8 protein-coding genes are annotated in these 13382 nt (G+C 70.9%); 5 read left to right on the top strand and 3 right to left on the bottom strand.

Annotation, left to right across the window (positions count from 1 at the left end; genetic code table 11):
* Positions 1–160 precede the first annotated feature (160 nt).
* Positions 161–781, top strand: coding sequence for an L-threonylcarbamoyladenylate synthase (locus ACGFMP_RS24660; protein WP_393675148.1), 621 nt, complete (start codon positions 161–163; stop codon positions 779–781).
* 73 nt (positions 782–854) lie between these two features.
* Here the strand turns inward: ACGFMP_RS24660 and ACGFMP_RS24665 are convergent, their stop codons facing one another.
* A complete protein-coding gene (locus ACGFMP_RS24665) occupies positions 855–4295 on the bottom strand; it encodes a glycoside hydrolase family 3 C-terminal domain-containing protein (RefSeq protein ID WP_393675149.1) in 3441 nt (1146 codons plus the stop codon).
* A gap of 330 nt (positions 4296–4625) precedes the next feature.
* The gene (locus ACGFMP_RS24670) at positions 4626–6599 is read right to left on the bottom strand and encodes a potassium transporter Kup (protein ID WP_393675150.1); all 1974 of its coding nucleotides are present in this window, start codon (positions 6597–6599) and stop codon (positions 4626–4628) included.
* 371 nt (positions 6600–6970) lie between these two features.
* On the opposite strand from ACGFMP_RS24670, the gene ACGFMP_RS24675 reads away from it, so the two are divergent.
* From ACGFMP_RS24675 to ACGFMP_RS24690, 4 genes are all read left to right on the top strand, one after another.
* Positions 6971–7483 (top strand): hypothetical protein, encoded by a 513-nt coding sequence (locus tag ACGFMP_RS24675; protein ID WP_393675151.1) that lies wholly within the window; start codon positions 6971–6973, stop codon positions 7481–7483.
* A 92-nt stretch (positions 7484–7575) separates the two neighbouring features.
* Positions 7576–8418, top strand: a complete 843-nt coding sequence (locus tag ACGFMP_RS24680) for a DUF4097 domain-containing protein (RefSeq protein WP_393675152.1) — start codon at positions 7576–7578, stop codon at positions 8416–8418.
* Positions 8419–8715: 297 nt separating this feature from the next.
* Positions 8716–9354 (top strand): HD domain-containing protein, encoded by a 639-nt coding sequence (locus tag ACGFMP_RS24685; RefSeq protein WP_393675153.1) that lies wholly within the window; start codon positions 8716–8718, stop codon positions 9352–9354.
* 527 nt (positions 9355–9881) lie between these two features.
* The gene (locus ACGFMP_RS24690; RefSeq protein WP_393675154.1) at positions 9882–11972 is read left to right on the top strand and encodes a glycosyl hydrolase family 65 protein; all 2091 of its coding nucleotides are present in this window, start codon (positions 9882–9884) and stop codon (positions 11970–11972) included.
* Between the two features lie 72 nt (positions 11973–12044).
* Here the strand turns inward: ACGFMP_RS24690 and ACGFMP_RS24695 are convergent, their stop codons facing one another.
* Entirely contained in the window at positions 12045–13250 is a 1206-nt protein-coding gene (locus tag ACGFMP_RS24695) for an ROK family protein (protein WP_393675155.1), read from the bottom strand.
* Between the last annotated feature and the right edge of the window lie 132 nt (positions 13251–13382).

Genomic DNA, 13382 nt, shown 5'->3' on the forward strand with positions numbered 1-13382 from the left:
CCCGGGCGCCGCGCGGGCCCCCCCCCCCCCCCCCCCCCCCCCCCCGCGCCCCCCCCCCCCCCCCCCCCCCCCCCCCCCCCCCCCCCCGCCCTCGCCCTTCGCGGCGCGGGCGGCCGTTCCGCGCTCCAGGCACCGGTCGGACAGCCCTTAGTCTGGGCCGATGGCACGATACTTCGACGTACATCCCGAAAATCCCCAGTCGCGCATCATCAGCGCCGTGGCCGACAGCATCCGCTCGGGCGCGCTGGTCGCGTACCCGACGGACTCCTGCTACGCGCTGGGCTGCCAGCTGGGCAACCGCGACGGCATCGACCGCATCCGGTCGATCAGGAACCTCGACGACCGGCACCACTTCACCCTGGTCTGCCAGAACTTCGCGCAGCTGGGCCAGTTCGTGCAGATCGACAACGACGTCTTCCGCGCGATCAAGGCGGCGACCCCCGGCAGCTACACCTTCATCCTGCCCGCGACGAAGGAAGTACCGCGCCAGCTGCTGCACCCCAAGAAGAAGACCGTCGGCGTCCGCATCCCCGACCACGTCGTGACGCAGGCGCTGCTCGCGGAACTCGGCGACCCGCTGGTCTCCAGCACCCTGCTGCTCCCCGACGAGGCCGAGCCGTTGACGCAGGGCTGGGAGATCAAGGAGCGGCTCGACCACGTGGTGGACGCGGTGGTCGACTCCGGCGACTGCGGCACAGAGCCCACCACCGTCGTCGACTTCTCCGGCGGTGCCGGCGAGATCCTCCGCCGCGGGGCGGGAGACGTCACGCGGTTCGAGTGACCACGCCGCGGTCCTGCGGGGCGGCAGGGCCGGCCGGACACCGCCCGGCCGGCCCGCATGCCCGCAGAGGGCGTCAGCTGTACAGGTTCGCCTCGGCGATCGACCACCAGCTTGTCGAGGTCCCGGTCTGGACGACCTTGACGTAACGGGCCGTCGTGGCGGGGAAGTTCGCCGTCACCTGGGCGCCGCTGCCGGTGCCGGTGGCGACGGCGCTGCCGAAGTTCGTGCCGTCGGTGGAGGTGAAGACCTGGTAGCCGTGCGCGTAGTCGTTCGCACTGCCCGCCGAGTCCATGGTCAGTTTGGAGAAGGTCTTCGCCGAACCCAGGTCGAGGGTGAAGGACTGCCCGTTGGCCATCGGGACCCCGGTGCTCCAGCGGGTGCCGGTGTTGCCGTCGAGCATGTTGGCGGGCACGTCCCCGCCGCCCGTGGACGACGCCGTCGCCGTCCACCCGGTCCTGGGCAGGACGGCACCGGTGCCGCCCGTTCCACCGGTGCTGCCGTCGGTGAAGACGTTCAGCTCGGCGATCGACCACCAGCTGGTGGAGGTGCCCGTCTGGACGACCTTGACGTAACGGGCCGTCGTGGCGGGGAAGTTCGCCGTCACCTGGGCGCCGCTGCCGGTGCCGGTGGCGACGGCGCTGCCGAAGCTCGTGCCGTCGGTGGAGGTGAAGACCTGGTAGCCGCGGGCGTAGTCGCTCGCACTGCCCGCCGAGTCCATGACCACCCGGTCGATGCTCTTGGCCGAACCCATGTCGAGCGTGAAGGACTGCCCGTTGGCCATCGGGACCCCGGTGCTCCAGCGGGTCCCGGTGTTGCCGTCGAGCATGTTGGCGGGCACGTCCCCGCCGCTCGTCGACGACCCGGTCACCGTCCAGCCGGTACGCGGCAGCGCCGTCTGGGTGCCGCCGGTGCCGCCCGTACCGCCGGCGACCGTGGTGGTGCCGGTGAGCCGGATGTCCCGCGACGACGAGCCGACGTAGACGGTGTTGGTGCCCGCCGCGTTGGTCCAGCCGTTGTTCCAGTACTGGAAGCTGCGCACGTCCAGGGTGATCGCCACGTGCCGGGTCTGCCCCGGGTCGAGGGCGATCCGGGTGAAGCCGCGCAGGTTCTTCGGCGGCTCACCGGTCGCGCCGGGCTGGCCCACGTAGACCTGCGGCACCTCGGCGCCGGCCCGCGAGCCGCTGTTCGTGACGTCGAAGCCGACCGCAACGCTGCCGCCGGCGTCCGGCTGCCCGACCGTCAGGTTCGCGTAGTCGAAGGTGGTGTACGACAGCCCGAAGCCGAAGGGGAACATCGGCGCGATGTTCTGGCTGTCATACCAGCGGTAGCCGACCTTGAGGCCCTCGGAGTACTGCACCTGCCCGTTCTGGCCCGGCCACTGGGCGGTGGAGGTGATCGGCCCCTGCGACAGCGCGGTCGGGAAGGTCACCGGGAGCTTGCCGCTGAAGTTCGTGTCGCCGAACAGCAGCGAGGCGATCGCGTTGCCGTCCTCCTGGCCCGGATACCACGCCTCGACCACGCCCTTGACCGAGTTGACCCACGGCATGGTGACGGCCGAGCCGCTGTTGACGACGACGACCGTGTTGGGGTTCGCCGCGGCCACGTCGGTGACGAGCGTGTTCTGCGCCGCCGAGAGGTTGATGCCGCTCAGGTCGCCGCCCTCGGACTCGAAGTTCGAGACGAACACGACGGCCAGCTTGGCCGCCCGCGCGGCCGCGACGGCCTGGTCGTGGGGGGACTGGCCGGGTACGGACCAGCCGAGCGTGGCGTTGCTGGCGCCGCCGCCGTTGTAGTAGTCGACCTCGATGCTGACGGGCTGCCCTGCGGTCAGCGACACGCTGCCGGTGCGGGTGGTGCTGCCCTGGTTGAACCAGTTGTTCACGACCTGCTGACCGTTGACGTACACCCGGGAGCCGTCGTCGCTGGTCAGCGACAGCTGGTAGGTGCCGGTCGCCGGCGGGTGCAGGGTGCCGGTCCACTTGGCCGACCAGTTGCTCGCGTTGACCCCGGGGGCCGGTGACGCACCGCCCCACACGCTGTCGACGCCGGACTCGTTGCGGGTCAGCACCGGGGTGCCGGTCAGTCCGGTGTTGTTGTAGTACGACGCGGTGAGCCCGGCGCCGGTGCCGGAACTCGGCGTCAGGTACGCGCTGTCCAGCGGCGGCAGAGCCCCGTCGGAGGCGGCGCTGCCCTGCGCGTAGGTGACGGTCACCCCGCTGCCGGCCCGGCTCTTGATGCCCTGGTAGGGCGTGACCAGGTAGGAGGCGTTGACCGCCGCGCTGCCGCCGCCCTGGGCCATCGCGTGGGTGCCGGCGTCGTCGCCGATGACGGCGATCGAGTCGGTGCCCGAGCCGACCGGAAGGACCGCGCCGGTGTTCTTCAGCAGCACCGACCCCTCCTGCGCGACCTGCTTCGCGGTGGCGTTGTGGGCGGCGCTGGTCACGACCGCAGTGGAGCTGCCGGTCTGGGTGCGGTCGAAGAGCCCCGCCTTGAACATCGAGGTCAGGATCCGGCGGACGTGGTCGTCGATCGTCGCCTGGGACACCTGGCCGTTGTTGACCGCGGTGGTCAGTGCCGAGCCGAAGTAGTCGCTGCCGGGCATCTCCATGTCCAGGCCGTTGTTCGCCGACGCGACGGTGGAGTGGGTGGCGCCCCAGTCCGAGGTGATGAACCCGGTGAAGCCCATGTCGCCCTTGAGCACGCTGTTCTGCAGCTGCCCGTTCTCGCAGGCGAAGGCGCCGTTGATGGCGGAGTAGGAGCACATGGCCGAGTCGGCGCCGCCCTGCTTCACCGACGTCTCGAAGGCCGGCAGGTAGATCTCGCGCTCGGTGCGGTCGGAGACGATCGCGTTGTCGGTGATGTTGTTGCGGTTGGTCTCCTGGTTGTAGACCGCGTAGTGCTTCACCTGGGCCATCGGCCCCTGGCTCTGGATGCCCTGGATGTCTGCGGCGCCCATCTGCCCTGCGAGATAGGGGTCCTCGCCGAAGGACTCGAACGCCCGTCCCCACTGCGGGTCGCGCACGATGTTGATGGTCGGGGCCAGCACCACGTTGGTGCCCTTGCCCCACTGCTCGGAGCCGAGCACCTGCCCGTACTGGTTCATCAGCGCGGTGTCCCAGCTCGCCGCGCCCGCGACCGGCGCCGGCAGCTGGGTGACGTTGGTGAAGCCGTCTCCCGCGCCGACCGGGCCGTCCTGGAGGCGCAGCGCCGGAATGCCGAGCCGGGTGTTGGCGTCGATGCAGCCGGCGTAGCCGCATCCCTGGCCGCCGTGCATCATGGCCAGCTTCTCCGCCTGGGTCATCGCGGCCAGCAGTTCGTTGGCGCGGTCCAGAGGGGCCTGCGCGGTGTTCATCCAGGGCTGGTCCGCGGCGGCGGCCTGCCCGGTGACGGCGGCGACGCCGGTCGACAGGACCAGGGCGACGGCTGCCAGCATGACTTCCAGGGTGCGGCGGCGTCCGTGGGTGCGGCGCCGGCGGTGCCGGAACCACTTCTCAGGGCGGGGCGGTGCGTTCATGCGTGCGCGCTCCGTTTCCGGTGACACGGTGTCTGCGCGACCGCCGGGTCACCCTCGGCCCGGCAGGACCGCAGGAGCCGTCCGTGCGCGGGCTTGTGTGGGGGGTGGGTGCACCCGGCGAGGGAGTTCGCCGGCCCCAACGGCCCCGGACGTAACCCCGCACGACGGGCAAAGCTATGGGAGAGCGCTCTCCGACGCAGACGAGACTCGCCCACGCGCGACCCGGTGTCAAGGATTCCGACCGCTTCTTTCACGCCGTGAACGAACCTGTGCCGGCGCGGTGTCGGGACGCGAGGCGGTACTTCGCGGCAGGCCCGGCGGGCAGGCCGGTCAGACCTCGATGTCCGAGCCCATGACGACCGTGCGGTCACGCGGCAGGCCGAAGTGCTCGGCGGCGTCGGCCGTGATGTACGAGGTGGCGATGAACAGCCGCTTGCGCCAGGGCCGCAGCGAGGTCGCCTTCCCCCGGCGCAGCTCGATCTTCGTCAGGAAGTAGGAGGCCTTGTCGATCTCGAGCGGCCCCTCGGTCCTCGCCGGGTCGAGCAGCGCCAGCGCGCCCGGCACGTCCGGCGTCTCCATGTAGCCGTACCTGGCCGTGACGTGGATGATCCCGTCGTCGGTGTAGCCGAGGTTGTTGATCAGGACCCGCTCCTCGGCCGGGACGCGGGGCACCGGCCTGGTCTCGATGGACAGGATGACCACCTGCTCGTGCCGTACGTGGTTGTGCTGCACGTTGGCCCGCATCGCCAGCGGCGTGGTGTGCTTGTCCCGGTTGAGGAAGACGGCCGTGCCGGGGACATGGAGCACCGGCGGGCGGCTGCGCCGCAGTTCGTCCACGAACTCGCGCAGCGAGCCCTCACGCCGTGCCCGCTCCGCGGTGACCATCATGCGGCCGCGCTGCCAGGTCGTCATCACCGTGAAGGCGGTGAGGCCGATCAGCAGCGGCAGCCAGGCCCCGTGGACGAGCTTGGTCAGGTTGGCGCCCACGAACAGCAGGTCGACGAAGAGCAGCAGGGTCGCTCCTGAGACCACCAGCCAGATCGGCGTCCCCCACCTCGTCCGGGCGACGTAGAAGAACAGCAGGGTGGTGATGGTGATGGTGCCGGTCACCGCCATGCCGAAGGCGAAGGCCAGCGCCGTGGAGCTGCGGAAGGCGAAGATCAGGGTGAGGACCGAGGCCATCAGCAGCCAGTTGATGAAAGGGACGTAGATCTGGCCGATGGTCGACTCGGAGGTGTGCGCGATCCGCAGCCTCGGCAGGTAGCCCAGCTGGGCGGCCTGCGAGGCGACCGAGTAGGCGCCGGTGATCACCGCCTGGGAGGCGATCACCGTGGCCGCGGTGGCCAGGATCACCATCGGCAGCCGGCCCCAGCTCGGCACGAGCAGGAAGAACGGGCTGCTGACGTTGCCCGGGTCGGCCAGCACCAGGGCGCCCTGGCCGAAGTAGCTCAGGATGCAGGCCGGGAAGACCAGCAGCACCCATGCGCGGGTGATCGACCGGCGGCCGAAGTGACCCATGTCGGCGTACAGCGCCTCGGCGCCGGTGACCGCGAGGACGACCGCGGCCAGCGAGAAGAAGGCCGTCCCGAAGTGGCCGAAAAGGAAGCCCAGGGCGTAGCTGGGGGAGACCGCCCTGAGGATGCTCGGGTGGTCGGCGATGCCGGAGATCCCGCACGCGCCGATCACCGTGAACCACAGGACCATCACCGGCCCGAACACCCGGCCCACCGCAGCGGTTCCCCTGCGCTGCACCAGGAAGAGCACCACGATGATCGCCGCCGTGATGGGCACGACGGCGTCGTTCAGCGACGGTTGGACGACCTTGAGCCCCTCGATCGCGGAGAGCACCGAGATCGCCGGCGTGATCATGCTGTCGCCGAAGAACAGCGACGCGCCGAAGATCCCCAGCGCGGCGAGCGCGGCGGCCGCCCGCTGGCCGCGTTTGGCCTTCCCTTGGCGCAGCAGGGTGATGAGGGCCATGATGCCGCCCTCGCCGTCGTTGTCGGCGCGCATCGCCAGAAGCACGTAGGTGACCGTCACGATGATCGTGACTGACCAGAACACGAGCGATACGACTCCGTACACGTTGCGCGCCGAGACCGGGACGGGGTGCGGGTCGTCGGGGTTGAAGACGGTCTGCAAGGTGTAGAGCGGGCTGGTCCCCAGGTCGCCGAAGACCACGCCGAGGGCGCCGACCACCATGGCGGGCCCGGCCATCTCCCGTGTGCTCGGGTGGGCACGCCGGATCTCCGGCCTCGGCGTCGAGTTGTCGTCGGACGCACTCTCCTGCCGGCGATCGGCCATGACAGTCCTCTCCGCGCGGTCCTCGTCGCCCGGTCAGCGCACCATAGGGACGATATCCCGATCACCCCGCGAGCCCTCGGCACGCGCCGAGGCGTGGTGGCCGGGTCGCATTTGCCGCGGTGTCCCGCACGGGTGGCCGGCCCGGTCGTGGCGGTGGTGCCATGGTGACACCGCCGGGGGCGACGTGGCGCCATCTCGTGTCAGGGTGGGCTCACAGGGGGCCATGCAGGCGTGTGTGCGGGACTGGTGCCACGATGGCGCCGAACTGCCGATGTGTATTGCCGCAGGTCAGAAGGGGGTAGGTCGGGGGACCTCCATCGTGATGCCATAGAGGCTTGCGCATGGCGCCAATGTGGTGCCACTATTGCGCCATGGACCTCACGCCGTATGTCGACAACCTTCGCCGCGAACTCGCGGTGGCCGCCGAAGCCGGCGGCGAAGAAGCCCGTGAGCTGGCCGAGCGGCTCACCGCTCCACTGGAGTCGGCGACCCGCCTGACCATGCTCAACGTGCTCTCCGCCGCGATGGACGAGATCACCCGCGAGCTCGCCCCCGGCTCGGTCGACGTGCGGCTGCGCGGGCTCGACCCCGACTTCGTGGTCACACCGCCGCCTTCCGGCGGCTCCGCGGAGCCTGCCGCACCCACCGAACCGCTCAAGGCGCAGGCCCCGGCGGAGAGCGACGAGGGCGGCACCGCCCGCGTCAACCTGCGGCTGCCGGCCCACCTCAAGGCGCGCGCCGAGCAGGCCGCGACCCGCGACGGCCTGTCGGTCAACGCCTGGCTGGTCCGTGCCGTGTCGGCCGCGGTCGACGGCGGCGGCACACCGCGTACGACGGAGAAGAGCCGAAACCTCGGACAGAGCTTCATCGGATGGGTGCGCTGAGGCGGGTCCGCCCCGGCCAGCGCCCACCCTGCTCCCGCCCACACCCACGTCCCCGCGAGGGGCGACCCGAGACCCACGAGGACGGTACAGCCATGCCTTCTTTCGACACTCCCGAACCGATCTCCGCCACCGCCCAGGTGGGGGCCGGCTCCATCCGGTTCACCGCGGGCGACCGCCTCGACACGGTCGTCGAGGTGCGGCCCCTGGACCCGAAGCGGGACAGGGACGTACGGGCCGCTGAGCAGACCGAGGTCGCCTACACCGGCGGCGTCCTGACCGTCAGGACGAAGCAGCGCCACCTCGTGGGACCCACCGGCGCCGTGGACGTGACGGTCGGCCTGCCCACGGGCTCGCACATCGACATGACCGGCTCCTGGGTCCAGCTGCTCGGCGAGGGCCGGCTCGGCGAGGTCCGGGTGAAGACCTCGTCGGGTGACGTCCGGCTCGACACGACCGGGCCGCTCCGGCTGACCGCCTCCCACGGCTCGATCACCGTCGACCGGGTCGAGGGCAAGGCCGAGATCACCACAAGCTCCGGCAGCCTGCGCGTCGGCTCCGTCGGCGGGCCCGCCGTCCTGAAGAACTCCAACGGCGGAACCAGCGTCGGCGTGGTGGCCGGCGACCTGCGGGTGAACGGCGCCAACGGTGACATCGACATCGCCCGCGCCGAGTCCTCTGTCGTCGCCACCACCGCCCACGGCGCCCTGCGTGTCGCCGAAGTCGTCAGCGGGACGGTCCGGTTGGAGACCTCCTTCGGCGCCATCGAGGTCGGTGTCCCCGAGGGCACTGCCGCCTGGCTCGACGTCAGCTCAGAACGCGGGCAGGTGCGCAACACCCTCGCCGACGCCGAACCCCCCGAGCAGGCCGAGGAGACCGTCGAGGTCCGCGCCAGGACCCGCTGGGGCAACATCGACGTGCGCCGCGCCCGCGTCTGAGCCGCCCCTGAGGCCTCGGGCTGCCAAGCCCGGACGGAACTGCCGGTGGCCGGGTTCTGCGATGCGCGCGTGCCCTCCTGCGAGGAGGGGCGCCGCAAGCCCGATCCGGAACTCTTCCGGCCGGCGCCCTTCGCACGGGGCTGCCGCACGGTCGACCGTGCGGCAGCCCCGCGGTGCGAATCGGTGACGGCACGGCGTGTGGGCCGGGGGAAATCCGGAAACGGCCGCATAATCGGACAGCCGATCACGTCACTCACAGGCGTACCTGTCACGCCTCGTCGCCACGGGAGCGCAAGGATGGCCGAAGTCGTCGCGGGTGTCGAGATCCCGGACAGCCGTATGGCCGTGGAAGCGACCGAATTGGTCAGGGACGTCTCGCCGCCGCTGCTCTTCCACCACTCGCGCCGCGTCTTCCTTTTCGGCATGCTCCAGGGGCGCTTTCGGGGCCTGTCGCCGAATCCCGAGGTGCTGTACGTCGGTGCCATGTTCCACGACCTCGGCCTGACCGACGCCTATCGCACCGCTGACCAGCGCTTCGAGATCGACGGGGCGGACGAGGCGCGCCGCTTCCTCGGCGCTCACGGCTTCTCGGCGGACGACCAGCGCAGGGTGTGGACCTCGATCGCCCTGCACACCACGCCCGGGGTTCCCGAATTCATGGAACCCGAGGTCGCGCTCGTGACGGCCGGGGTCGAGACGGATGTCCTCGGAATCGGCTACCACGACCTGGAATCCGCGTCGATCATCGCCGTCACCGAGTCGCATCCCCGCCCCGATTTCAAGCGGCAGATCCTCGCCGCGTTCACCGACGGATTCAAGGACCGTCCCGATACGACCTTCGGAACCGTGAACGCCGATGTACTCGAGCACTTCAGCCCGGGATTCCGGCGTACCGACTTCGTCGAGGTCATCCAGCAGAACCCCTGGCCCGAATAGGCGGCCCCAAGCCGTGGACCGTGCGCCTCGCGGGACCGGCGGGACCGGCGGGACCGGCGGGGCCGGCGCCGGCCGCGGTGGCCGCCGCCCTTGCCGGCATGGGCACCGACCGTGACGTCAAGAGGCTGAAGCGGGTCGGTTATCCGCCGTACAAAGGAAAATAACCTCACACCGGCGAGCCCGGGACCCCGTGGAGTGACGCGTGTTCACGCCAACGTTGTCATCCGAAGCGGGCGGGTCACATGTGCCGCAGAAGCGGTCAAATGCCCGGCGCCTGTGCGCCGGTTGACGGGTGTTTCGCCCCTTCCGGGTGGCTGCCAGGCGAGCCGTACGGCCATCTTCGGTTTCCTGCACGTCTGTTGACGGGCTGACTTTTTCCTTACTACGGTCGAACTCCGATGGATCGGGGCTTGCTCCGGGATCGGACAGCGAACCCTCCGTTTCAGTCCGCGCCGCGTGCGGCGTCGGGGAAGGTGCGTGACATGAGGCTCAGATCGACAACCCGAAGGCGCAGGCGTCTCACCTGCATGGTGACCGCCATGGCCGTGGCGCTCGGCGCCGCGTTGTACGGAGCGGGTGCCGCCGGTGCCGCGGGTGCCGCGGGTGCCGCCGGTGCCGCCGGTGCCGCCGGGACGACCGGGGCGGGGGCGGACGCCTCGGCGCCGTCGCTTCCCACGCTGGAGTTCGCCAACCCCGACAGCCAGGCCCGCTACGGCACCGCCTACCAGGCCGCACTGCGCAACCTGCTGCAGACGAACACGATCACCTGGGATCCCGCCGTCTACGACAAGAGCGGCCTGATGGACCCCGGCGTCGGCATCGTGCGCGCCGGCGGCGGCTACCCGCAGCCCTGGACCCGGGACGCCTCGGTGAACAGCTGGAACGCCACGAGCCTGCTGGACCCGGCGCTGGCCCGCAACACGCTCTGGTCGGCCGTCGACAAGGACGCGGCGGGCAATCTGCGGATCCAGCAGGACGATCAGCAGTGGGACCAGGTCGTATGGGTCACCGCCGCGTGGAACCACTACCTGGTCACCGGTGACAAGAGCTTCCTGGACGACGCCTACAGGACCGCTTCCGACACCCTGGCGATCCGCGAGCACGCCACCACGGCCGGCTACAACTCCACCTACGGCCTCTTCACCGGCGCTTCCTTCTTCAACGACGGCATCGCCGGCTATCCCGCGCCGCCCGCCGACGCCACCGAGTCGGTCAGCACCGGTTCCATGCCGTGGCCCGGCGTCTCCACCGGCATGTTCCTGAGCACGAACGAGGTCTACTACGCCGCCTACGTCCACGCCGCCGACATGGCGGCCAGGATCGGCCGCCCGGCCAAGGAGGTCGCCGGCTACCGGGCGAAGGCGGCGGCGCTCAAGTCGGCCATCAACAAGCGCTTCTGGAACCCGAAGACGGGTCTGTACAACTACATGCTGCTCGCGGACGGGACCACCGGCCCGTACCAGGAGGGCACAGGTCTCGCGTTCGCGCTGATCTTCGGGATCGCCGACAAGGCCCAGACCAGGTCGATCCTGGCGCACGCCACCGAGATGACCTGGGGCATGCCCGACACGTACCCCAACTGGGCCCGCTACTCCGACGACCAGCCCGGCCGGCACAACGCCATCGTCTGGCCCGTGGTGCAGGGCCTGTGGGCCAAGGCCCTGGCACAGCAGGGGTCGCAGCAGGGCTTCGCCGCCGAGACCGCGCGGCTGGCCGCACTGGCCGACGACAACAGCGGGTTCTGGGAGATCTACAACGGCCTGACCGGCGTGGTCGACGGCGGCTGGCAGCGCCTGGGCGACGAGGTGAAGTTCCACTGGGGTTCGCAGCCCGACCAGACCTGGTCGGCCACCGCCTTCCTCGACATGATCGACTCCGGGCTGCTCGGGCTCCGCTTCGGCGAGCACGGCCTGACGATCGCGCCGACGCTGCCGGCAGGGTGGGGAGACGTCACCCTGCGCGGACTGCACTACCGCGACGCCACCTTGACGATCGCGCTGCACGGCGCGGGTACGAAGGTGCGCTCGCTCACCGTCGACGGCAGGCGCGTGCACGGTGACACCATCCCGGCATCCCTGACCGGCAGGCACACCGTCGAGGTGACACTGACGGGCGCCGTCGACGGGGACCGGGACGGCGACCGGGTGCGCGACTCGGCCGACCGGTGCGCCGACACCGCCGGTACGCCCGCGCTGCACGGCTGCCCCGACCCCGGACACATCGAGGCCGAGGACGCGCTCAACACCGGTGGCGCCAAGACGAACGTGAACCACACCGGCTACAGCGGCCGGGCGTTCATCGACGGCCTGTGGTCGCAGGGTGCCTCCTCGTCCTACACCGTGCACCGCACGACGTCCGCCGCCGGGCGGGAGAGCGTCACCCTCCACTACGCCAACGCCAACAGCGACACCCGCACGATGACGCTGTCGGTCGACGGCAGGAAGGTCCGGCAGGTGACCTTCCCCAAGGTGTCCGACAGCTGGGACAGCTGGGGGAGCGTGACGGTCGACGACGTCCCCGTCAGCGGCCGCGACCCGGTGGTGACCGTCTCCTACGAGGAAGGCGACAACGGCTCGATCAACCTGGACGGGCTGGATTTCCACAGCCCGCGCGGCTGACGCCGGGGTGGAAACCCGGGTCACAGGTCCGGATCCGCAGCTCCCAGGCCGAGAGGAACGAGGCGCCCCGTGTCAGGAAACGTCGGTGAGCCGCAGCCGGGCGGCGGCGACCGCTGCCGCGACGGCGCCCCGTACCTCGGCCTCCGCCCCGAGCTGCCCGGTGATCACCTCGGCTGCCTGGGCGCTGGCCGGCTGGGCGTAGCGGGCGACGGACTCGCGGATGCCTGCGGCGAACGGCTCGCCCGCGGAGCCGAGTTCGCCGCCCAGCACCAGGGCGGCGGGGTTGAGGCAGTTGACGAGGTCGGCGAGTACGCGGCCGACCGTCCGTCCGGCCTCGGTGAGCACCCGGGCGGCGGCCGGGTTGTCGCTGAGCTCGCTGAGCGGGGGGATCGCACTCTCGTCCAGCGTCGTCTGGTGCGTGGCGAGCACGTGCGCGAGCTGCCGGCGCACCGTCGTGATGGACACGACCGTCTCCAGGCAGCCGCGGCTGCCGCATCGGCACCAGTTCACCGCGTCGGGGATCTGGGTGTGACCGATCTCCCCGGCGATACCGGTCGCCCCCCGGTAGGGGCGGCCCCCGATGACGATGCCGGCGCCTATCCCGTGGGAGGCCTTGATGTAGAGGAAGTCGTCGAGACCGTGAGCGGCCCCGTAGGCCTGCTCGCCGCGCGCGCCCATGTCGGCGTCGTTCCCGATCGACACCGGATGCCCGAGCCTGCGGGCGAGTTCGGCGGCGGGGGCGAGCCCCACCCAGTCGGAGAGGATCGTCGGCGGTCGGACGACCTGGGTGCGGATGTCCAGCGGGCCGGGAATGCCGGCGGCGATGCCCAGCACCTCGTCCATGGTGTGCCCGCTGCGTTCGACGCAGTTCCTGGCCAGCCCGGCCGCGACATCCATCACCGGGCCCGGGCGGTGGTCGACGTCGAGGACGTCGGTGCGCTGTTCGAGCACCTCGCCGCCGGTGGTGGCCACGGCGGCGGTCACATGCGCGTGCCCGAAGTCGATGCCGACGACGAGCCCTTCGTCGTCCACCAGGCTGACGACCGTCGCCCGGCGCCCCCTCCCGGTGGCGCTGCCGGCCCTGGAAGGGGACTCGGAGACCAGCCCGCTCGACCGCAGCGACGACACGCAGTCGCTGATCGCGCTCGCCGACAACCCCGTCACCCGGCTCAGGTCGGCCCGGGTCAGGCCGCTGCCGTGCTGCGCGAGTATCGCCAGGACCTGGTCGCGGGTGCGCTTGCGACGTGCCGAGAGCGATGCCGAGTCGATGCCGTCCACGCCGGAGAGTCTACGGCTTTCCTGCGGTAGGCGGCCGATACCTCTCATCTTTCGACCGCCTGCCGTGCGGCCGTCGGTATCCACCATGCGATCCGCCGGAAAGACAACGATGTCCAAGAGTCAAGCCCTGTC

Origin of the sequence: Streptomyces sp. NPDC049040, from assembly GCF_043197715.1 — a bacterium.
In the GTDB taxonomy this organism is placed as follows: Bacteria; Actinomycetota; Actinomycetes; order Streptomycetales; family Streptomycetaceae; genus Actinacidiphila.